This is a genomic window from Methanoculleus chikugoensis (assembly GCF_019669965.1).
Lineage (GTDB): Archaea > Halobacteriota > Methanomicrobia > Methanomicrobiales > Methanoculleaceae > Methanoculleus > Methanoculleus chikugoensis.
On the sequence record NZ_AP019781.1, the window covers coordinates 1311579 to 1332812 of the forward strand.

General features: G+C 63.7%; 21 protein-coding genes and 1 tRNA gene. 11 read left to right on the forward strand and 11 right to left on the reverse strand.

Annotated features, from left to right (window positions below):
* Nucleotides 1-7: 7 nt before the first annotated feature.
* Nucleotides 8-745, forward strand: a complete 738-nt coding sequence (locus MchiMG62_RS06655) for a sugar phosphate isomerase/epimerase family protein (protein ID WP_221056298.1) — start codon at nt 8-10, stop codon at nt 743-745.
* Nucleotides 746-825: 80 nt separating this feature from the next.
* Nucleotides 826-898: transfer RNA gene (locus MchiMG62_RS06660), tRNA-Thr, on the forward strand.
* 126 nt (nt 899-1024) lie between these two features.
* Here MchiMG62_RS06660 and MchiMG62_RS06665 read toward each other — a convergent pair.
* From MchiMG62_RS06665 to MchiMG62_RS06680, 4 genes are read right to left on the reverse strand one after another with little or no spacing between them, the layout of a single operon-like run.
* On the reverse strand, nt 1025-1330 hold the full coding sequence (locus MchiMG62_RS06665) for a zinc ribbon domain-containing protein (protein ID WP_221056299.1): 306 nt from the start codon (nt 1328-1330) through the stop codon (nt 1025-1027).
* Complete coding sequence (locus MchiMG62_RS06670; RefSeq protein ID WP_221056300.1) at nt 1305-1886, reverse strand: GNAT family N-acetyltransferase; 582 nt, start codon at nt 1884-1886, stop codon at nt 1305-1307. Before MchiMG62_RS06670 ends, MchiMG62_RS06665 begins: the two co-directional genes overlap by 26 nt.
* Nucleotides 1883-2029 carry a hypothetical protein gene (locus tag MchiMG62_RS06675; RefSeq protein WP_176788108.1) on the reverse strand — a complete coding sequence of 49 codons (147 nt, stop codon included), beginning with the start codon at nt 2027-2029 and terminating at the stop codon, nt 1883-1885. The genes MchiMG62_RS06670 and MchiMG62_RS06675 overlap by 4 nt, the downstream gene beginning before the upstream one ends.
* A gap of 60 nt (nt 2030-2089) precedes the next feature.
* Nucleotides 2090-2689, reverse strand: a complete 600-nt coding sequence (locus MchiMG62_RS06680; RefSeq protein ID WP_221056301.1) for a hypothetical protein — start codon at nt 2687-2689, stop codon at nt 2090-2092.
* Nucleotides 2690-2747: 58 nt separating this feature from the next.
* Here MchiMG62_RS06680 and MchiMG62_RS06685 point away from each other — a divergent pair, with 58 nt between their 5' ends.
* The 6 genes from MchiMG62_RS06685 to MchiMG62_RS06710 all read left to right on the forward strand — a co-directional run bounded on the left by MchiMG62_RS06685 (nt 2748) and on the right by MchiMG62_RS06710 (nt 7378).
* The gene (locus MchiMG62_RS06685) at nt 2748-3470 is read left to right on the forward strand and encodes a hypothetical protein (RefSeq protein ID WP_221056302.1); all 723 of its coding nucleotides are present in this window, start codon (nt 2748-2750) and stop codon (nt 3468-3470) included.
* Between the two features lie 155 nt (nt 3471-3625).
* The gene (locus MchiMG62_RS06690) at nt 3626-4063 is read left to right on the forward strand and encodes an FKBP-type peptidyl-prolyl cis-trans isomerase (RefSeq protein WP_221056303.1); all 438 of its coding nucleotides are present in this window, start codon (nt 3626-3628) and stop codon (nt 4061-4063) included.
* 143 nt (nt 4064-4206) lie between these two features.
* Nucleotides 4207-5901: a bifunctional metallophosphatase/5'-nucleotidase gene (locus tag MchiMG62_RS06695; protein WP_221056304.1), complete on the forward strand. Its 1695-nt coding sequence runs from the start codon at nt 4207-4209 to the stop codon at nt 5899-5901.
* Nucleotides 5902-6145: 244 nt separating this feature from the next.
* A complete protein-coding gene (gene encB / locus MchiMG62_RS06700; RefSeq protein WP_221056305.1) occupies nt 6146-6460 on the forward strand; it encodes an encapsulin nanocompartment ferritin-likeEncB family encapsulin nanocompartment ferritin-like cargo protein cargo protein in 315 nt (104 codons plus the stop codon).
* A 124-nt stretch (nt 6461-6584) separates the two neighbouring features.
* Entirely contained in the window at nt 6585-7007 is a 423-nt protein-coding gene (gene hepT / locus MchiMG62_RS06705) for a type VII toxin-antitoxin system HepT family RNase toxin (protein WP_054847228.1), read from the forward strand.
* The gene (locus MchiMG62_RS06710) at nt 6992-7378 is read left to right on the forward strand and encodes a nucleotidyltransferase domain-containing protein (protein WP_221056306.1); all 387 of its coding nucleotides are present in this window, start codon (nt 6992-6994) and stop codon (nt 7376-7378) included. Before hepT ends, MchiMG62_RS06710 begins: the two co-directional genes overlap by 16 nt.
* 15 nt (nt 7379-7393) lie before the next feature.
* On the opposite strand, the gene MchiMG62_RS06715 is transcribed toward MchiMG62_RS06710, so the two are convergent.
* Both MchiMG62_RS06715 and MchiMG62_RS06720 read right to left on the reverse strand, forming a co-directional pair.
* On the reverse strand, nt 7394-7570 hold the full coding sequence (locus tag MchiMG62_RS06715; protein WP_221056307.1) for a hypothetical protein: 177 nt from the start codon (nt 7568-7570) through the stop codon (nt 7394-7396).
* 33 nt (nt 7571-7603) lie between these two features.
* Nucleotides 7604-8452 (reverse strand): SDR family NAD(P)-dependent oxidoreductase, encoded by an 849-nt coding sequence (locus MchiMG62_RS06720; RefSeq protein WP_221056308.1) that lies wholly within the window; start codon nt 8450-8452, stop codon nt 7604-7606.
* A 165-nt stretch (nt 8453-8617) separates the two neighbouring features.
* On the opposite strand from MchiMG62_RS06720, the gene MchiMG62_RS06725 reads away from it, so the two are divergent.
* Nucleotides 8618-10456: an AMP-binding protein gene (locus MchiMG62_RS06725; protein ID WP_244987599.1), complete on the forward strand. Its 1839-nt coding sequence runs from the start codon at nt 8618-8620 to the stop codon at nt 10454-10456.
* Nucleotides 10457-10871: 415 nt separating this feature from the next.
* Here the strand turns inward: MchiMG62_RS06725 and hisH are convergent, their stop codons facing one another.
* On the reverse strand, nt 10872-11480 hold the full coding sequence (gene hisH, locus MchiMG62_RS06730; protein WP_221056309.1) for an imidazole glycerol phosphate synthase subunit HisH: 609 nt from the start codon (nt 11478-11480) through the stop codon (nt 10872-10874).
* The gene (locus tag MchiMG62_RS06735; RefSeq protein WP_221056310.1) at nt 11455-12864 is read right to left on the reverse strand and encodes a phosphoadenosine phosphosulfate reductase domain-containing protein; all 1410 of its coding nucleotides are present in this window, start codon (nt 12862-12864) and stop codon (nt 11455-11457) included. The genes hisH and MchiMG62_RS06735 overlap by 26 nt, the downstream gene beginning before the upstream one ends.
* A 409-nt stretch (nt 12865-13273) precedes the next feature.
* Between MchiMG62_RS06735 and MchiMG62_RS06740 the strand changes: the two genes are divergently transcribed.
* The gene (locus MchiMG62_RS06740) at nt 13274-13561 is read left to right on the forward strand and encodes a hypothetical protein (RefSeq protein WP_221056311.1); all 288 of its coding nucleotides are present in this window, start codon (nt 13274-13276) and stop codon (nt 13559-13561) included.
* A 345-nt stretch (nt 13562-13906) separates the two neighbouring features.
* Here MchiMG62_RS06740 and MchiMG62_RS06745 read toward each other — a convergent pair whose 3' ends face one another.
* The 3 genes from MchiMG62_RS06745 to MchiMG62_RS06755 all read right to left on the reverse strand — a co-directional run bounded on the left by MchiMG62_RS06745 (nt 13907) and on the right by MchiMG62_RS06755 (nt 18324).
* Nucleotides 13907-14494: a DUF2179 domain-containing protein gene (locus tag MchiMG62_RS06745; RefSeq protein ID WP_221056312.1), complete on the reverse strand. Its 588-nt coding sequence runs from the start codon at nt 14492-14494 to the stop codon at nt 13907-13909.
* A 155-nt stretch (nt 14495-14649) separates the two neighbouring features.
* Nucleotides 14650-16644, reverse strand: a complete 1995-nt coding sequence (locus MchiMG62_RS06750) for a monovalent cation:proton antiporter family protein (protein WP_221056313.1) — start codon at nt 16642-16644, stop codon at nt 14650-14652.
* A gap of 159 nt (nt 16645-16803) precedes the next feature.
* Complete coding sequence (locus tag MchiMG62_RS06755; protein ID WP_342367203.1) at nt 16804-18324, reverse strand: TrkH family potassium uptake protein; 1521 nt, start codon at nt 18322-18324, stop codon at nt 16804-16806.
* 391 nt (nt 18325-18715) lie between these two features.
* On the opposite strand from MchiMG62_RS06755, the gene MchiMG62_RS06760 reads away from it, so the two are divergent.
* The gene (locus MchiMG62_RS06760; RefSeq protein ID WP_221056314.1) at nt 18716-20977 is read left to right on the forward strand and encodes a PAS domain-containing protein; all 2262 of its coding nucleotides are present in this window, start codon (nt 18716-18718) and stop codon (nt 20975-20977) included.
* Nucleotides 20978-21234: the final 257 nt, after the last annotated feature.

The window sequence follows — 21234 nt, forward strand, 5'->3', positions numbered from 1 at the left end:
ATTCTGTATGTTCGGCGTCTCCACCTACTGTCTTCACCACGAGCCGCTCTCCCTCGCGCTTGAGCGTCTCGCTCCCATCACCGATTGCGTGGAGGTGATGGACGACGGCCTGCACTACCTGGAGAGTGCGGAGCCGCTCGAAAGTTACTCGTACCGGTACTTCATCCACGCACCGTCCCGGGGGGTCAATATCGCAAGCCTCCTCGACCCGATCCGGCGGGCGAGCGTCGAGGTTCTGACGCAGTCCTTCGCCGTCGCCGCCGAGGTCGGTGCGGACGTGGTCATCCACCCGGGCTACTATGCGTGGAGCGCGGAGCGGGAGCAGGCGGTGGAGCGGTTCCGGCAGTCGCTCTCCGAACTGACTCTCGCGGCCGCCGACCTCTCGGTCACGTTCTTCGTCGAGAACATGGGGAACTGGGAGTACTTCTTCCTGCGCTCCTGCGACGACCTGCCGCTCATCGACGGGATCGGGATCGGGCTCGCGCTCGACGTCGGCCACGCGAACCTGAACGGGTGCCTGGACTGTTTCCTCGCCCACCCGGCGGCGCACTTCCACCTGCACGACAACGACGGCACCGAAGATACGCATTCACCGGTCGGGGACGGGAAGATCGACTTTTCGGCCGTGATGAAGGCTGTGCGGAGGAGCGGCGCCATCCCCATCGTCGAGGTGGAGACCTTCGAAGGGGTGACCGCCAGTATATCCGCGCTCGCGGCGATCGACGCCGCCGGACGGAGTGAATAGGGTCGGTCCCGCCTGGTTCTTTCCCCGGTTTCGGCCGTAACCTTTTATAGGGTAAACCTCCAACATAATTGGTGCGTCACGCCTCAGTGGCTCAGCCGGTAGAGCGCGTCCTTGGTAAGGACGAGGTCGCGAGTTCGAATCTCGCCTGAGGCTCTAAGAACCCAAGTTCTTAATCCCTTCTTGAAAAGAAGCTCGTATCAGCGTTATTTTCGGATCAGTTTTGAAAGGGGCGCACGCCGTCGCGTGCACGAGAATCCGGGCACAAAAAAGAGAGTAGGGTTATGCCGTCGCCCGCGGGCCGATCTTCTTCAATAAGGCGTTCCACGCCTCCGGCTCCTCGTTGCGGACGCGGGCAAGCGCCGCCTGCAGCCGGGGATCGTCCCGGGCGATTCCGGCGTCTTTCGCGAGCAGGTCGCCCAGGCGCTCGGCCGCGGCCTCCATCGTCTGCGGCGTCCCGCACCCGGTGCAGAAGCGATCCCCTTCTCTCAGGATAGCGCCACAGCATGAGCAGGTCGCCAGCACCGTCACCCGCAGAACAGCATCCTCCGCCAGGGGCGTATCAAGGCTCTCGACGGCCGCCGCCATCGAAAACAGACAGCGGCGGACTCATCCTCCTCTCGGCTTCCTGGTAGGACCGATAGAAGTCACGGTAGAGAGGGATCGTATCCTTTTTCTTTTTCATCAAAGCCCTCTGGAAGCCGTATTTCAGATAAAACCCCTCGGATTTCGGCTTAGAGTCAACCGTGATCATGCGGCACCCCACATACTGCGAGAGCCGCATGGCGATGGCCACCGTCTTCAACAACATGGCCCGCCCGACACCCCGGCCTTCGAACTCCTGGTGCGTTGCCAGTCGTGCGATCTTCAGCGCCGGATAGTGCGGATAGGGATACCATTCTTCACCGTCGTCGTCACTGATCCCTTTCCTGATGATACAGTCGTTGGTGAGTGTGAAAAAACCGACAATCTGCCCTTCATACGACACGAGCCGTGTGACCGACAGCCGGGCGGCCTGATTTTCAAGCGCGTCTTCGATCAGGAACTCCGTCAGATCCGGCTCTCCGCACCGGAACGATGAAACGTCGATGTCTTCGGTGAGAACAGAAAAAGAGAGATTGTCGAAGGGTATTCTTACGGTCACAATCGCATCTCGCGGGCGAGGATGGCGGCTTCGCGGATCAGCTCACGGCCGTCATCGGTGTCGGTGGGGTGGTCCAGGTAGCGCTGGAACCGCCGGGCGTCTTCCCCCTCCAGAACAAGCCCAAGTTCGATCGGTTTTGCCATCTTTCTTCCCTCGTGATATGATAAAATACCCCGGCGTACCTAAAATAGGTTTCTCCCGGATCACGTCTCCCCGCCGCCCTTCATCGCCATCCTCGCCCGGGCCTCAAGCAGGATCGTAAGCACCTCAGGATCGTTCGGGTTCGATATGACCGCTTCGGCGGCCCTGATGACCGTGTTCAGGGACTCCGCCGCCTCGACCGTGAGCGTCATCCCGCACCGGGCGCAGAACCGGGACCCGGGGGGCATGACGCAGTGACACTGGCCACACTGCACCGGCTCCGGCGACTCGCTCGCCCGGTCGCTCTCGGGCAACTCCACTCCGGCGAGGGCGGCGAAGGCGTTATCGACATCCTCGTCTACCAGGTGCGAGTACGTCGCGATCATCATCGTGCTCTGGTTGCCCCAGAACGCCTTTTTCGTTAAGAACTCTGTTTCTACAAGCCCGCAGCATGCTCTTCTCACATGTCTTTGTTTCGACGGTAAGAGTCGGTACCGTCGGGTTTCGGGCAGGAGATCGTTGGCGTCGGTGATCATCGAACGGCGCAGCCGGTCGGCCCTGCGTCGAGGGCGGAACCGCCCGGATCCGGGATGGTATTTGTAGGTAGCGATCGAGCCGCCGTTGATTGCAGTGCCCGTCCCGTCCCGACTCTGTGGAGCCATACCTTTATGTTGTGACAATCCTCTGGGTGCTTAATTCCAGAACGCTGGAATTGGGGGGATGGATGTGCGAAAGATTGCGATTCTCGTAATTTTAGTGTCGCTTCTCGTCGGCTGCGCACTGGCCCAGGGTACAGTGGCTCAGGAGACGGCAACGGTCACGGGAGGGGCGGTGACCCCAACCACCAAAGAGACGGTAACGGCAGGCACGGAAACGCCGGTGTCTCCTGACCCCACTAGTATCTTGCTGCTGTTTCTTGTCCTGCTTGTTATCGGCATCTTGATCATTCTTCCCTGGCTCGTCGTAACCTACTCGAATATCCACCTGCGCAACACAATTATAGCCGATATTCACAATGTCCGGGATGAAAATCTGAGGCTGAAGTACTGCGAGATGCTTCTCGTTCAGATACCTGAACGGAAAGGACTGTCACGATTCTCGCTGATGCTGGCGGTGACGCTGCTCGTCGGGACGGCTGTCCTGTATCTTGTCATTAAAGACCCGAATAGCGAACTGCTAAAGACCATCATCGGTGTCCTGACGGGTGCGCTTGCATCCATCATCGGGTTCTTCTTCGGCGGCCGTGCCGCTGAGAGCGCGAGTGAAGGTGCACGCCAGCAACCCGCTGAGAAACCTGGTGGTGTGCCTGCGGGGACATCTGGTGGTGTGCCTGCGGGGACATCTGGTGGTGTGCCTGCGGGGACATCTGGTGGTGTGCCTGCGGGGACATCTGGTGGTGTGCCTGCGGGGACATCTGGTGAGGTGCCTGCGGTGAAACCCTAGGATACAACGGCGAGGGAGGCAGACCGTCCCGGGTAAGCGTGGCGGAAGATGGTCCTGGGAGGTTCGTTTGCGCGTAAGCCTTCCGGGAGCGATGCCCGGGATCCGCTGCATTCCCAATGAATTAAACCCCTGCCCGACAAACCGATCAGGCATCTATGGCACCCGTGACGGACGGAGACACCCTGCTCCTGCACTTCACCAGCACCCGCCCCGACGGCGAGGTCTTCGAGGACACCCGTTCGGGCGAACCCGTCCGGGTCACCCTCGGTGCGAACCAGATCAATCCCCTCTTTGAGGAGGCGCTGATCGGAAGAGAGCCGGGCGAGACGGTGACCGTGGTGCTGCCCCCGGAGAAGGCCTACGGGAAGTTCCGGAGGAAACTCGTGGTCACGATAAAGCGCACGAGGCTGAGACTCGACCACGAACCGGTTCCCGGTGAGTTCATCAAGGTCGAGGTGATGGGGAAACCCTGCCTGGTGACCGTCCTCGACGTGGACGAGAAGCGTATCACTGTCGACGCGAACCACCCGCTTGCCGGGGAGACGATCACCTATACGATCACCGTCGAGACGATCCTCCCCCGGGACGGCTGAGCGGCCGCCCCGGAACAACCGGATAGATCCCGCCGCGCCGGGCTGGGCGTTATCCCTATCCTGCGGCATAACCGCCCTGTTTCTTCGCTCTCACCCGGATCTGTTCCAGCTGGTATTTATCCCGTGCGGGAAGACCTCTTTTCATGACAGCCGGATCGCCCACAGGCGCCGGATCGCCCCGGCGGCAGGCGATCATCGGATTACTGGTTCTTCTCGCCGTCGCTCTCGCCCCCATCGCACTCTCTGGATACTTCTCCCCGGATCCCGAACCGGTGCATGTCAGGATCCTCGCGGTCAACGACTTCCACGGGCAGATCCCCGACGGGCAGAAACTCAACGGCGAACCAGCCGGGAGCGCCCCGGTGCTTGCGTCGTACCTCAGATCCGCGGCGGCGGACGACGGCGGCACAACAACGTTCATCGCGCTCCCCGGGGACGCCGTCGGGGCATCGCCGCCCGAATCCGGGCTGCTGCTGGACGAACCCGCCGTGCTCTTCTTCAACGGCCTCGCGGATGACTACCCGGGGATGATCGCGACCTTCGGCAACCACGAGTTCGACCGGGGCACGGACGAGCTGCTGCGGATGGTTCGCGGCGGGAACGGCACGGCGCCCCTCGCCCGCCCGGTAGACCCCTACCCTGGCGCGGCGGCGGAGTATGTCTCCTCGAACGTGGTCTGGAAGACGAACGGCACCCTCCTTGCCGCCCCCTACACCATCCGCGATGCCGGCGGTGCAAAGATCGCGTTCATCGGCGCCACGACCGTCGAGACGCCCTCGATCCAGAAGGCGATCAACATCGAGGAGGTTCTCTTCGAAGATGAGACCGAGTCGATCAACCGCTACGTCCCGGAGATCCAGCAACAGGGAGTCCACGCGATCGTCGTCGTCCTCCACGAGGGCGGGGTGCAGGAGCCCTATGACGGCCCGACCCGGGAGGGGGAGAACGTCACCGGCAGGGTCGCCGCGATCGTCGCCGGCCTTGATGCGGACGTGGACGTCGTCCTCTCGGGTCACACCCATGCGTTCACCAACGCCTACCTGGAGAACGCCGGCCAAAACCCGGTGCTGGTGACGCAGGCGTACAGTTACGGCAGGGCGTTCGCCGACGTCGATATCGTCATCGATCCCCTCACCGGCGAGGTCACCCATACGTCGGCACGGATCGTCCCGGCGTACAGAAACGGCACCAGCCCCGACCCGGAAGCCCTGGCCCTGCTTGAGGCCTGCGAAGCAGCGGTCGAACCGCTGACGGCCCGGGTCATAACGACTACTTCTACCGAGATCACGCGGCTGCAGACCGATGCCGGCGAATCCGCGCTCGGCAACCTCGTCGCCGACAGCCAGCGGGCGGCGATGGGCGCCGATATAGCGTTCGTCACCACCGGCTCGCTCCGGGCGGAGATCGCGAAGGGGAACGTCACCCGGGGCGACCTGTATGCGGTGCAGCCGTTCTCGTCGACCGTCCTCTCGATGACCCTGACGGGAGAACAGGTCCGGAACGTCCTGGAGCGGCAGTGGGAGGCGCCGTTACCGCCCCATAACCTTGCCGTATCCGGGCTGACGTATACCTTCGACGAGAGAAAGCCTGCTGGGGATAGGATCGTCGATATCCGGGTGAATGGCACCCTGCTCGACCCGAACGGGAGTTACACGGCGGCGATGGTCGATTTCCTCGCGACCGGCGGCGATAAGTACGCCGTCTTCAGGGAAGGGACGAATATCGTCAACGGCCCGTACGACGTCGATGCCCTGGTCGCATATATGGAGTCCCTTCCGGAGCCGGTGGACGCGAAGCCGGAGGGGAGGATCGCGAAGGCCGGACAGGGTGTTATTTGACCGATACCGTCCACGTCTCCCTCCGGTCAGGAGCCTCCGGTCGGGATTCTTCCCTTACCCTTTAGTATCCGTCTTTTGAGATCCAGAATATCTTCTACCATACTCTCGTCGATGAGGTTGGAGCCCATCTGTTCGTGAAATTCGTTTCGGGGTGAGGATATCACCGTTCCATGATCATGGGGCGGCAACCGGCCTAACGTATATATAACGCCTCTTCCCATGACCGCCCCGGAGGTCATCCGAGATGCCTGAATTTGCACAGCCGTTCTCCGGGAACCGTATGGAGCGCAAACTGGACCGGGGAGAACTCATCAGGACGATCCGGTTCTCGATCGCCGCCGAGTACGAGGCGATCCAGTTCTACATCCAGATCGCCGAGTCGACCGACGACCCGCTGGTCCGGAAGGTGATGCGCGATATCGCGGACGAGGAGAAAGAGCACGCGGGAGAGTTTCTGCGGCTGCTCCGGGAGATCGAGCCCGCCGAAGAGGAGTTCTACCGGCACGGCTACGAAGAAGTCGAGGAGATGATCGAGGAGTTGAAGAAAGGCGGGAAGTGATCTACCCCCGGCGGGGATCCGGGAGGGGTTACCGGCGCCGGAAACCCCGCCCGCCGGAGCCGGTTGTTACGACGCTTCCCGCAAATGCATACACTCAAATACGACTTCGGGTGAAACTTCAGCGATGGCGACTCACACCCAGACGATCGCGGAGAGGGTGGTGCAGAAATGCGAAATGCTGATCGACCGGGTGGAGTTTATCGATCTGCACTTCTCCGAAGAGATCCTCACCGACAGGATACTCAGGAAGGCAATGTACAAGGAGTTCCAGGAAGCGGTCGAAGCCGCGGCCGACATCTGTGCCCTCATGAGGCGCAGCCTGGACTCTTCGGCGCAGGACGACTACAGCAACGTCGACTACCTGGTCGAACGGGAGATCGTTTCGGCGGATCTCGGCCAATCCCTGAAGGAGGCAAACGGGCTCCGGAACCGACTGGTCCATGAATACGACGGCGTCAACGACCGAATAGCGTATGCCTCAATCGCACGGCTCACCGAAGCCCTGCGCGAATTTTCCGGGGTGATACTCACGTGGCTCCACGGATAACCGAACTCCTCGAACACTTCCGCGAGGTGCTGCCGTCCATCAGGGGTATCCTCATCTACGGGTCGCACGTCAAAGGCTACGCAGACGAGCGGTCGGATATCGACATCTGCCTCATCCTGCACGAGAGTGCTGACCGCGCTCCGGTTTATGGGCGGATGCTCACGGCGGGAGAGCGCTACGATATCGTCATCTTCGACGAGATCCCCTGGTACCTCAGGGGCGCGGTTCTTGAGGCGCATGCGGTGCTCTATGCCGACAATCCGGACGATCTGGACTACTGGCTGTATCGGCAGCTTGCCGTCTGGCGCGACATGAAGCACCGGCAGGTGCCGGTTTCATCCGGGGATCTGCTCCGCCGCGTCCGGTCATGAAGTTTTTCTCGCCCGTCACCTGATCCTGCAGGACTCCTCGTAGGACTTCCTGCAGTCCGGACAGAGCGCCCTCGCCTTCTCGAGGTCGGGGTAGTTCTCTTCGGTGATCTCGTCGCAGGCCGCCCCGCAGATCTCGCACCAGTACTCCTTCGTCTCTGCCTTCTCTTCGCCTTTCAACTTGCGTTTTGCCATGCTGCTCTCCCTCCGGGTGGTGCTCGCTCGCCCTCATCGTGCATATGCTTTCGGGTTGGCCCACCGCACCGCCCCGGTGAGGCTGCTCCCCATCTCCCAGAACCGTTCCTGCACCCCCGCATCGAGGGCGAGGGACGACGGGCGTCTCCACTGGCTCTCCTCGAAGTAGCCGCCGCTCGTCTCTCCGGCATCCGGGGAGAGGGCGAGGTGCACCTCGACCTCCGCCCCCTTCTCCGGCGGTGCACCGCCGTCCCTGCCGTGAGTATACGCCCGGAGGAGCTTCGTCTCGATCACCCCCGGGTGGAGGCAGTTCGCCGTCACCCCCGTCCCTTCGAGCGTCCGGGCGAGCCGGGCGGTGAAGGCGACGACCCCTACCTTCGATACGGCGTAGGCATCGTAGGCGTCGTAGTCCGGAAAACCCGGCAGGTTCTCCCAGTCGACCGACCGCACGCTCCGGTGAGCGATCGACGCGACGTTGACGATCCGTGCCGGGGCGCCCCGCTCAAGGAGCGGAAGGAGTTCGTGGGCGAGCAGGACCTGCGCAAGAAAGTTCACGGCGAACGTCGTCTCGATCCCGCCGGGAGCGACCTCCCGCTCCGGCATGAAGACCCCGGCGTTGTTGACGAGGACGTCGAGCCGGTCATAAGCCCCGGCGACCTCCTCCGCAAGATCTCTGACCTGGTCCTGCACCGAGAGGTCGGCGGTGAAGAGATCGAGCCGGCCGGAGCCGGTGGCCGCCTCCAGTTCGGCAAGAACCCTTCTGCCCTTCCCGGGGTTTCTGCCGTGGAGCAGCACGCGGTGGCCCTGCCGGGAGAGTTCGCGTGCGGTCGCCTTCCCGATACCGTCCGTCGAGCCCGTGACGAGGATGGTCTGCTCCGCCATACGCGGTCCGGGTGTATGCCCGCTCTATTTGAACGTGGCGGTGCCCTGGGTTGGTGCGCTCCACGGCACACACTCCGCAATGGTGCACTTTACGGGGCTGGTTTCCCGGGCGGCGGTGCGTTGAGAATCAAAAAGGTGATATACTGCACCACAAACCTGTACTGTATGGTGCGATACTCGGTCACGATGGATGACGACCTCGTGAAAGCAATCGACAGGATACGCGAATACCGGGATATGTCCCGGTCGGAATGGCTCAACGACCTCTGCACGAAGTACCTCAACGGTGCATCCGCGAAAGGCGTGCAGACCGCGGTTCCCGCGGGGGTACAGTCTGCAAACACCCGTGAGCCGAACATGACCGATTACGAGGCCGCCTGCGCCAACTTCAGGATCGACGTCCCCGAGCAGTTCAACTTCGGCTACGACGTGATCGACCGGTGGGCCGAGACCGACCGGAACAAACTGGCGATGATCTGGGTTGACCAGGAGGGAAACGAGAAGAAATACACCTTCCGCGATCTGCGGTACCTCTCCAACGGCGCCGCAAACATCCTCCTCAAGTACGGCATCAAGAAGGGCGACCGGGTGATGCTGATGCTCCCGCGTGTCCCGGAATGGTGGATCTTCGTCATCGCGCTCATCAAACTCGGCGCGGTCTTCTGCCCCTGCCCGACGATGCTGACTCCGAAAGATATCAAATACCGCATCAAGGCCGGGAAGTTCCGGATGATCATCACCAACTGCGAGAATGCCGAGAAGATCGATGAGGTCGCCGATTCCTGCTCGCTGCTCGACACTCTCTTCCTCGTGGACGGGGAGCGGGAGGGCTGGGCGAGTTACCTGCACGAGCTCGAGTACCCCGCACCGGTATCGCACCACAAGGTCAGCATGCCGGTCGCGAAAAGGACGAGATCGACCGACCCGATGCTGATCTACTTCACCTCGGGCACCACCGGCGAAGCCAAGATGGTGCTGCACGACCACTCCTACCCGCTCGGGCACATCATCACCGCCTCGCTCTGGCAGGACGTCACGGAGAACGACCTGCACCTGACCTTCTCCGACACCGGGTGGGCGAAGTGCGCCTGGGGCAAGATATTCGGCCAGTGGATCGCCGGAGCCTGCATCTTCGTCTACGATATCCGGGGGAAGTTCGGGGCGACCGAGCTCCTTCCGCTGATCGAGAAGTACGAGGTGACCACGTTCTGTGCGCCGCCGACGGTCTACCGGATGCTGATCCTTGCCGACCTCGAGAAGTTCGACTTCCGCGACCTGCGGCACTGCTGCAGCGCCGGGGAGCCGCTCAACCCCGAGGTGATCCGCGTCTGGGAGGACGGCACCGGCGAGCCCATCTACGAGGGATACGGCCAGACGGAGACCGTCTGCTGCATCGCGACGTTCCCCTGCATGAAGCATAAGCCCGGTTCCATGGGTAAACCCGCTCCGGGCTGGCATATCGAGCTCCACGACGACGACGGCAACCGTGTCGGCGCCGGGGAGGAGGGGCGGATCGCGGTCAAACTCGACCCCCGGCCGGTCGGGCTCTTCGTGGAGTACCTGGACAACCCCGAGGCGAACCGGGAGTCGTTCCAGAACGGGTACTACTACACCGGCGACAAGGCGCGTATGGACGAGGACGGCTACTTCTGGTTCATCGGACGTAGCGACGACGTCATCAAGTCGTCCGGCTACCGGATCGGGCCGTTCGAGGTCGAGAGCGCCCTCATGGAGCACTCGGCCGTCCAGGAGTCGGCGGTCGTCGGGTCGCCCGACCTCATCCGCGGGATGGTCGTCAAGGCCTTCATCGTCTTAAAGCCCGGCTATAAGCCGTCCGAATCGCTGGTCAAGGAACTCCAGGCCCACGTCCGGAACACCACCGCCCCGTACAAGTACCCGCGGCTGATCGAGTTCGTCCAGGAACTCCCGAAGACGATATCCGGCAAGATCCAGAGGAACGTCCTGCGCGACCAGGAACTGCGCAAGAGCAACAACGGGAACTGAACCGCCCGTTCCCTTTTTTACCTGGGCGATGCCCACAAAAATTGAGGTACGGCTTTCCCTTTGATATCGCCATGACTGCCCCCGCCCCGAGGGGCGGGGGAGGAGCGCGAAGCGCGGGTGGGGTGGGGGTTAGAAGTGTCCTTTTGTGCAGAGACAGGGGAGGGGGAGACCCCCTCCCAGCGAGCCGCCACCCGCGTGGCGATAGCCACCACGGTCCACTGCGCGGTGTTTGCTCCTCGTTCGGGCCGTTTTGTCTGTTGCACTCCAGAAACTCGTATCGCACCTCGCGGCGCCCGAACTCTCTTGAGGCGATCCTAAGCGTAAATCTGATAACCATCAACCCCGCCGCGGCCTCGTGCACCAAAAAAGAACACCATCCTCATCGGCGGCAAAAAGCCTGTCTGCAGGCCTCCGGTCAGCAAACCCGCTCGATAAAATTCTCAAGAATCTTCAGCCCCACCGCGCCGCTCTTCTCGGGGTGGAACTGGACACCGTAGGTGAGCCCGCTATTGACCGCCGAGGCGAAGGAGTGGATGTAGGTGGTGCTCGCGATGGTGTTCGGCGGTGCGGCCGCCGCGTAGTAGGAGTGGACGAAGTAGACGTACTCCTCCTCGTGGAGCCCGTCAAAGAGCGGGTTTTCGGGGTCGATATGGATGGTGTTCCAGCCCATGTGGGGAACCTTCTCCCCGGCGGCCGGGATGAACCGCTTTACGTCGCCCGGCACGAGGCCGAGCCCGCGGTGGATGCCGTGCTCTTCGCTGCTGTCCATGAGCATCTGCATCCCGAGGCAGATCCCGAGGAGCGGCGTCTCGTTCGCGGCAGAGAGAACGGTATCCGCGAGTCCGCCGAGCATCTCCATCCCGTCCCGGAACGCCCCGACGCCGGGGAGGACGATGCCGTCGGCGGACGCGATCGCCTCCGGGTCGGCCGTGATCGTCGGCGCCGCCCCCGCCCGTTCGAGACCGCGCAACACGCTTCGCAGGTTGCCGAGGCCGTAATCAATTATAACTATCCTCTTCTTCATCCGCATCCCCCCGTTTCCGCCAGAGCCCGCGCTCGATCCAGTCGTCGGGGAGCCCCCGGTTCTCCTGCCACCGGGCGAGGTTCTCGTTCCACATCTCCAGGAGTTCGGGATGAGAATCCCCGATGATCGCAAACGTCGCAAGGTCGCTTGAGGGACACATGAAACACCCGATGCGGTCGAGTCCCCGCTCGTAGAGGGTGTTGTAGGGCGCCTTCTCGCGGAAGATGTAGAGCCAGACGTGCATCGCCGTCCACTGCTGGATGGGGGCCGCCGAGAGCTGCTCCGGGACGTGGGCGTTCCGCCAGACCCGTCTGCTCTGCATCCGCTTCACCGACTCGTACTTCCGCTGCCCGATGAACGAGAGGCATTCTCCCCAGTTCTCGCCGATCAGGCGGCCGACAGGGTGGAGTTTGCAGACCTTGCAGCACCAGCGGTTGTCGACGGCAGGCGGGCCGCTCTCCTCGAACGTCTTCCAGAAGGTCTCATCGTCACGGACCCGCAGGACTTCAAGGCCGTAGCGCTCCGCCACCGCGTCCACGTTCTCGCAGGTTTCGGGGAACTCGAGCCCCGTGTCCGCAAAGAGGAGCGGCACCGGGCCGAGCGCTTTTAAGACGACGAGCAGGGTCGCGAGGCTGTCCTTGCCGCCGGAGTAGGAGACCGTGGGCCTCTCGCGGTTCTGCTCCGCGACCTCGCGGACGAACCGGATGCTTTTCGCCTCGTAATCCGCGAGAGCCGGTTCGTTTGCCCGTACGGCATCGTCCCATGTCGCCTCACCGGGGACACACACCGACTGGACGTTCTTTCTCGTCCTGACGATGACCCCCCGCTCCATCGTCCCGGCGGTTGCGGCGTCGACTTTTGCCCTCCCGACGCCGATGCAGTCCCCGGCCTTCGTCAGGATGAAGACCTCGTCGCCTTCGGCGACGGCGGGGTCGATCGAGACGAGGCCCGGTGCGAGAACGCTTGCCCCGGACTCACGGATGGACGGAATCGCGCCGTCGTCGACGACGACATACCGCTTCGTCGGCCGCAGGTACTTCGCGGCGGCCGGGCGCGGGAGGGGCTCCCAGCGGCGCTCGTCCGGGATGTAGCGGACCGCGCCGACGACCGCCCCGCCGAGGACGATCTCGTCCATGCGGTCGTCGGCGGGAACCTTGTTCAGGAGCGCGATATGGCCCTCCGGTATCAGCGCCGCTCCGAAATGGTCGCGGAATATGCGGTTTATCCGCTCGATGTCGTCGGGGAACGCGGGCCGGGCGTCTCCCGGCGGCGTGACGGCTACCGGACGGGTGGGGGCGCCGCAGGCGCAGACCCCGGAGAGCACGGGGGCATGGCATGCGTCGCACCAGCGAAGCAGGATCTTGCCGAGGTAGATGCGGGGCATTCGCATATTCGTTGGGGCGAAACGAATAAAAGTCTTGGGTGTATTCTACGTCTTTCCCGCCGTAATCTCTCCGGCGGCGGTTCGCCCCGCCGCACCGGCCTCCGGAACCCGGGTTGAGTATCCTGATTCCCGTGAATCGGGCTCTTCGGCCGTGACGGGGAGGGGAAGAACAACTATTAAATATACGCACTGTCTCATAGTATTATCATGTTAAATCATGTAGAATTATGCCCGCCGGCCAGGTTCCGGCGTTTCAGCAATTCTACACCGGCAAACGGGGAGAACCCGGATCGACCGGGGTCTCCCGTCATGACAGTCGAGGGTGTGCCCCTGTCCGGAACCATAATCGCCGGATGGGGAATGTGGGGTGACGAAGTTGCATGAGAGCGGGGGTGCAAAGTTGATATCGATGCGCGTTGGAGGAAGGACGCTCCGAAAGAGCGAGGTGCTCGGGCTGTTTATCTTCATACTCATGGCGGTCGTCATGTTTGCGGTCGGCGCAGCGCTCTTCTGCGCCTGGCTTGCCGAACCCGGCTCGGCGCCTGCAGGGACGCCGGCCGATATCGGCCCGATACCCGGGGGTTTCGCGGTTGCCGGCGCGATCCCCGTCGTGCCCCTCGTGATCGGCGTCCAGGTGGTGGGGGCGCTCACGCTCGTCGTGCTCTACACGCTCTCCAGTGCCGGGCGCAGGGCATAGGACGCTCCGATGCGACCCTCTCTCCCGCTACAGCCAGGATACCGGGAAACTTCTTATTTTTTTGTCCAGATTCTGCGTAGCGGGGAGGACTGTCCGTAAAATTTATATCCCGGCGTGATGACATCAGATCTATCCCACCTCGGGAGGGAGGTGTGTCATCCATGGCAAAGGACAAGAAGCCCCAGGATAAGAAGCAGGAAAAGAAGGCGGAGAAGGTTCAGGACAAGGCCAAGAAGAACTAGGCTCTGACCTTATCACACCCATTTTTCCCGGCCGGGTATCCGGTTCGGCACACTCTTCTTCCCCGTTAGCTGCATCCCCGGTTTCATCCGCCGTCTTCCCGGTTCACTTCCCGATCCGCACCGCCCGGCGTTGGATGCCCGACCACGTGCCCTCGCCGGACCGGGGGAAGGTCCCGTGGGTGGTCGACCGGACGTCCTCGACGGTGCAGAATGCGCAGGGGCTCATCTCTTCGACCACCCGGGCTATCGGCAGGAGGTCGCACCGCCGCACCACGGAGTAGAAGATGGTGCAGGGTCCATGGAGCCCTTCCGCGGCAACGACCGTGACGCCGTAGCCGGCGGCCCTGATAGCGTCGATGAGGGCACGGTCTTCTTCCGAGGTGATCACCCGGAGGACGCAGATCCCCATAGCGAGCCTCTCTTCGAGGAGGATACCGACATAGTTCCCGGCAGCGAAACCGGCCCCGTAGGAGATGAGGTAGACCGGATTGGTGAATTCGTTGACGACGAGGCCGAGGGAGACGATCCAGAAGAGGATCTCGACGAAGGCGATGGCGGGAACGATGAGGCGGCCGCCCCGGGCAAGGAGTATGATCCTGAGCGTTTCGAGGCTGACGTCGATCACCCGCGCCCCGAAGACGAGGAGCGGGATGAGGACCGGGGTGAGGGTGCCGGCGGAGAGGAAGTCCATATGGGAGCGTCGCCCGGCCGGGTATATGAGGATGCAGTCGCGTGCCGGCCCCGGTCCCGGATCCGCGCGAATTGCGGGGCCGGACACCGCCCCTTCTCCCTCCCGCGCCGCAAGCGCGCATCCCCCCCCTCATGGCGGCCGGGGGCGCGAGCGGTTCACGCCTCCGGTCCCGGGCGGAAGAGGGAGGATACCTCTTCGTTCTTCTGCCCGGCTTCGACGAGGATGCAGAGGTCCCCGGCCTCGATCAGCGTCCCGCCGTCCGGCCCGGCGAGCGTCTCCGCGCCCCTCCTGATCGCGAGCACCGTCACCGCGTACCTCCGCCGCAGATCGGTCTCGGCCAGGGTCTTCCCGGCTATCGGGGCGCCCTTCTCCACCCGGACGATGGATATCTCGGCGTTATCGAGGTGCAGCCCGATGTCGCGGAGCGACGGCACCTGTCCCGACGCCTCCCGGAGCATCTCATAGTTCCCGGTCCGCATCGAGGCGACGAGCCTGTCGATATCGCTCTTTTGCACCGGGTACTTGATCAGGACCCGCGCGAGCACCTCCGCTGCGGTCTCGAACTCTTCGCAGATGACGTCGTCCGCCCCGAGCGCGTAGAGGGGGAGGGAATCCTCCATGTACCGGGTCCGGGTGACTATCGCGCACTCCGGGTTCATCTTCCGGGCAATCGCCGTCACCTGGCGTGCCGTGGCCGCGTTCGGGATGGTGACGACCACCACGCGGGCGCGTTCGATCCCGGCATGGGCGAGCACTCCCTCGTTGGCGGCGTCGCCGTAGAAGATCGGTTCGCCACTCGTGCGTTTCTCCCGCACCGTCTTCGGGTTGAGTTCGACGGCCATGTAGGGGACCCCGGTGCTCCGTGCCGCCTCGGCGACGTGCCGCCCCATCGGCCCGAACCCGACGATGATGATATGCCCTTCCTTCGGGCCGTTCGCGGGAGCCGTCTTCAGGGGCGCGTCCCGTGCCCTGAGCCGTTCCGGCAGGGGAAGGCGGCGGACGGCGGCGGTCACCCCCGGGGCCGACCCGATGACGAACGGGGCGACCGTCATCGTCCCGACCGATACCGCGAGGAAGATCTGCTCGAGGTCGGGGCCGAGGAGCCCGTACTCGATCCCCGACCGCGAGAGGATGAAGGCGAACTCGCCGATCTGGCCGATGGCAAGCCCGGTGAGGACGGCGGTCCGGAGGGAGACCCCTGCCGGGAGGACGGCGACGGCCCCGATGATCGCCTTGAGGACGATGACGCCGAGAATGATCGCGACGATCACGAGCGCGTGGGCCGCGAAGAACCCGGTGTTGAGGAGCATCCCCATTGAGACGAAGAAGAAACTGGTGAAGACGTCGCGGAAGGGGATGACGGTGGAGAGGGCCGCGTTGCTGTACTCGGACTCGGATATGATCAGGCCCGCGAGGAAGGCCCCGAGGGCGAGGGAGAGACCGGCCCGCGAGGTGAGCCACGCCGTCCCGAGACAGAGCGCGATGACGGTGATCATGAAGAGTTCCCGGCTCCGGAGGCTTGCGACCCGGTAGAGGAGACGGGGGACGACCCAGAGGGCGCTTGCCGTGACGACGCCGAGGAGGACGAGACCGAGAGCGAAGTTGATGAGCGACGGGACGACCCCGGCCGACCCCATGCCGCCGAGCATGGGGACGAGGAGGATCATCGGCACGGTGCTCAGGTCCTGGAGGACCGATATGCCGAGCGCGAGCCGCACCGGCGGCGTATCCACCTCTCCCCGGTGCTGGAAGACGGTCAGCATCACGGTGGTGCTCGTGTGGGCGAGGAGCATCCCGAAGAAGATTGCTTCCGGCGCCGCGAGGCCGAGGGCGGATGCTATCACCGCGACGACGCCGATGGTGATGCCGATCTGGAGCACCCCGCCGGTGAGCATTCCTTTCTTCATCTCGAGGAAACTCTTGAGCGAGAGTTCCATCCCTATGGTGAAGAGGAGGAAGATGATACCGAGTTCCGCGAGGATCTCGACGTCGGCCCGGTTCGTGATGAAACCGAGACCGTAGGGCCCTGCGATGATGCCGGCGAGGAAGAACGCCACGATTCCCGGTATCTTCAGCCGGTAGCAGAGGGCGAGCGCTCCGATGGAGAGGGCGAATATGATCAGGATCTGTTCGAGAAAGGCTGTGTCCATGGCAGGGTTCCTTGCTGTCGTATCCCGGCGTGCGGCACGCGCACCCGGGGCTGAACCGCCCTCCGCTCCGCGGGGGATGCACCCGGCTTTGCGGCAACGCGGCAGGCGGAATATGATGAGTTGTTGCCGTTCTTTTCAGATAATAATTCTGTATTTGGCTTAAAATAGCTGTCTTCGCGATGTGGGCGGCCGTCTGCGGCCCGGCCCGGGGCCAGCGGGCCGGCGTCTCCGCGCCGCCCCGAAGACCAGGGCGAGGACCGGCACGATCTCGAGCCTTCCTGCCCACATCACGATGACGAAGAGCCATTTCGCTGCGGGGGAGAGCCCGGGGTTCACAAACCCGGTGCTGAGCCCGACGCTGGATGAGGCGGAGACGACCTCGAAGATGATGTCGGCGGAGTCGAACCCGTCCTGCGGCGCGAGGTGGAGCAGGAGGAGAGTGGCGATTGCGACCATCAGGACGAAGAGCACGACGACGAGCATGCTCTTCGAGACCTCGTACTCCGGGAGGTGTTCGAGGATCGGCCGCCCGTCGTGCCGGAGCGGGGTGATTGTCCGCCAGCCGGTATGAAGCCGCCGAAACCACCATCGGAGCATCTCGAGGCCGAGGATGACCCGGCCGAGTTTGATGCCGCCGGCGGTGCTCCCGGCCGATCCGCCGATGAACATCAGCGCGGCGAGAACCATCACCGTCGAGCCGTACCAGGTTTTAGGGTCGGTGTTCTGGAACCCGGTGCAGGTGATGCCGCTCACGGTCATGAAGATGCCCTGCCGGAGCGCCTCGGCGGGGGGAAGGGCCGAGACGGTTGCGAGGTCGAGGGTGATGACGGCGCACCCGGCAAGGATGAGCGCGAAGAGGAGGATCGCCTGGCGGTCGGAGAAGAACTGGAACCTCTTTTTGTAGTAGAGCAGGAAGTAGAGTTTGAACGGCAGCGCCCCGGCGATCATGATCGGGACGACGAGCATCTCGAGCAGCGGGCTGTCGTAGTAGAGGATGCCGGCCGAATGCACCGAGAACCCGCCGGTCGATATCGCCGTCATGACGATGTTTACGGCGTCCCAGAGGGGGATGCCCGAGAGGAGGACGAGCCCGATGCCGAGGGCGGTGAGCACCAGGTATATCCGCCACATCTCGATGGCCGTGGTCACGACGCCCGGCACGAGCGTCTCTGACCGCCCTTCCGAGCGGTAGAGCCGGAACCGGGTCAGGCCCGATCTGCCCGCGAGAGCGATGGTGAACGCGACGATCCCGAGCCCGCCCATCCACTGGGTCAGCGACCGCCAGAAGAGGATCGCCTTCGGCGTGGCGTCGACCGACGGGAGGAGGGAGAACCCCGTGCCCGTCCAGCCCGACATCGCTTCGAAGACGCTGTCGGTATAGGGGAGGTTGAGGCCGAACGTGTACGGCAGCGCGCCGATCAGGGCGGCGGCGAGCCAGATCAGCGCGACCGCCGAGAGCGCGACGGAGAGGCGCGCCTCTCCCTCAACCTTCGGGACGCCGGCAAGCCAGACCCCGATGATGCTGAACCCCGCCGGTGCCGAGGCCATAGGGAGAAGGAGGCTGCCTTCGCCGTACCAGAGGGCGACCAGGAACGGGGAGCACGACACCAGCGCGATGAAGAGGAATATGAGCCCGAGTTCGGGAGCTATGATCGCGAACTGGCTGTGTGCCGCCGGCACTGCCTTTCTGCCAGGTTCCGGGAAGAAGCGATTTTTGCGACGGTGCATGCTCGCACCCGGTGCGGGTCGATGGGATCTCCGGCCGCACCACCTCCGTGGTGCGTATCGGTTATCTACGTTCTGGTCGCCTGCCGCGGTTGCGCCTCACCCGTCTCAGATGCCGATCACTTTTATCCGATCAGAATTATATTTTATACTCGCATTATTTGTCCCGGCGGGTGACGGTTCGCCGGCTCGTACCCGGGCTGTGCCTTTCGACCCCCCGGGAAACGCCGTCCAACCGGCGAATCCGACGGAGGGGGCCTGCAACCGATTGGAGCGCGGGGATGCACCTGCCGGGCGGGCACGAAAAGCGGGAACGTATCTGGATACCGGAACTGTTTGGTGAACTATGGAGAACCTGCAAGATGTATTACCGGCGGATCTTCTGGAGATACTGCAGGATGCCGCTCCAGCCCTCGATTGCCGGTCGCGGGAGAGGCTGGCGGCGGGGATCGAGGCCCTGCTCGATGAAAACCGCGGCCTTGCCGCCCGTGCCGCCCGCGCAGAACTGGAGCGCGATGCACTTCTTGCCGCCGTCGGCAGGCAGGGTTTCGTCTACGACGCCGACGGAGGGGTGATCACGGCGGGCCCGGGCGAGGAGGATCGGATTGCCCGGGCGCTCCTCGGGAGGCAGGACGTATCGCTCAGGTACCCCGGCGGCGAACCGGTTCTGCCCGGCGACCTCCCCGGGTGCCGGGCGCTCAGGGGAGAGAGGCTCGCGTCCTGCCGGTACACCGTCCACGACCCCGGCGGGGAGGATCTTCACGTCGTCGTATCCGCCTCGCCGGTTGTCACGGACGGGGCCGTCTCCGGCGCCGCCGTCACCTGGCAGGACGTCACCGGAGAGGAGCGGACACGCCGCCGCCTCGCGGAGGCGAACACCCTGCTCGCGGGGCTCTTTGAGAACCTCGGCGACATCGTCGGCATCCAGCTCCCGGACAGGACGATCCTGCGCTACAACCGCGCCAGCTACGAGATGCTCGGGATGACGCCGGAGGAGGTGGAGGGGCGGAAGTGCTACAACCTCATCGGGAGAGCAGCGCCCTGTTCGGTCTGCGCGACGGAGTCTGCAATCGCGAGCAAGAAGCGGGAGGTCGTGGAGAAGTTCGTGCCCGAACTCGGGAGGTACCTGGAGTGCCGCTCAAGCCCGATCCTCGACGAGATGGGCGAGGTGGCGTTCATCGTCGAGCAGCTCTACGACGTCACCGACCGGAGGCGTGCCGAGGACGAACTCCGGGAGAGCGAGGCGACGGCTCGGGCGCTCCTTAACGCCCCGAGCGAGATCATCGTTCTCCTCGATAGGGATGGCCGGCTCATCGAGATCAACGAGACGACGACACGGCGATTTGCGCGCAGCCGGGAGGATCTCATCGACCGGAACATATTCCAACTCTTCCCGCCGGATGAGGCGGCGGCGTACGCGGCCCGCCTCAGGGATGTCGTCGCGTCGGGCCGACCTGCACGGTTCGAGGATGCATGGAAGGGGCGGCTGTACGACGTCGTCCTCTACCCGGCCGCCGACGAGCGGGGCAACGTCATCCGGGTTGCGGCGATTGCGCGGGACGTCACCGGGAAGAAGCGGGGGGAGGACGCCCTGCGGAAGCGGACGCACGACCTGAACGAGCGGGTGAAGGAGCTCTCGATCCTGTACGAGATATCACGGATCATCGAACGGCGATCGGAGACCTCACTCGATGAGGTCTTTCTCGAAATCATCCGGGTTCTCTCCACCGGCTGGCAGTATCCGGAGGATACCGTTGCGAGGATCACGGTGCACGGGCATCGGTTTGCAACGGAACGCTTCGCGGAGACGCCCTGGCGGCAGGCATCACCTATCGTCGTCCTCGGGGAGACGGTCGGGATGGTGGAGATCTATTACCTTCACGAGAGGCCCGAGAGGGACGAAGGCCCGTTCCTTGCCGAAGAGCGGGCGCTGCTCGATACCGTCGCCAGGCGGCTCGGAAGCATGATAGAGCGATTCCAGGCCTGGGACTCCCTCGAGAAGAGCGAATCACAGTTCCGGGAGATCATGCAACAGAGTTTCGACATGATCTACACCTGCTACCACGAGGGCGGGATCGCCTACATCTCCCCGGCGGTGACCCGCATCCTCGGCTACGCTCCCGATGAGATCATCGGCAGGAGGTGCCGGGACTTCGTCGTCCCCTCGTCGCTCCCCGCCTGGGAGGAGGGGCGAGCGAAGATCTCCTGTGGCGAGCCGGTCGAAGGGCTCGAGATCGAGTTCCGCCGCAAAGACGGGTCGGTGACCTACCTCGAACTGAACGAGTCGCCGATCATCCGCGACCTCTCGGTGATCGGGGTTCACGTGGTCGGCAGGGACATCACCGACCGGAAGCAGAACGAGCGCCTCCGGCAGCGCGCGTTCGAACAGATCGAGCGGAACATCGAGCAGTTCGCGATCCTCGGCGACCATATCCGCCAACCGCTCCAGGTGATCCTGGGCATGACCGAGCTGATCGATGATGGGGGGGCTACGGGGAGGATCCGGGAGCAGGTCGACCGGATCAACGGCTACATCACGGCCCTTGACCGGGGCTGGATCGAGTCGAGGCAGGTCCGGGAGTTTCTGCGGCGGCACGAACTGGCGTGAGAGGAGCCGGGGGCGCTACGAGATCCCGGAGGAGGCGGTGGCGGAGGCGATCGTGAATGCCGTCGCCCACCACGGCCGCACCAGTAACGGGAGCGTTCAGGTGATGCTCTTCTCCGACCGCCTTGCGATCTCCGGCGCGGTACCTTGAAGGGGAACATGTGTGATAGGAGAGATTCGAGATCAGGATCTGCATAATGTCCGGAGAGACGAGGCATACGACTTCACCATTTGGCTTGAGGAGAACATCGGTGCCCTTG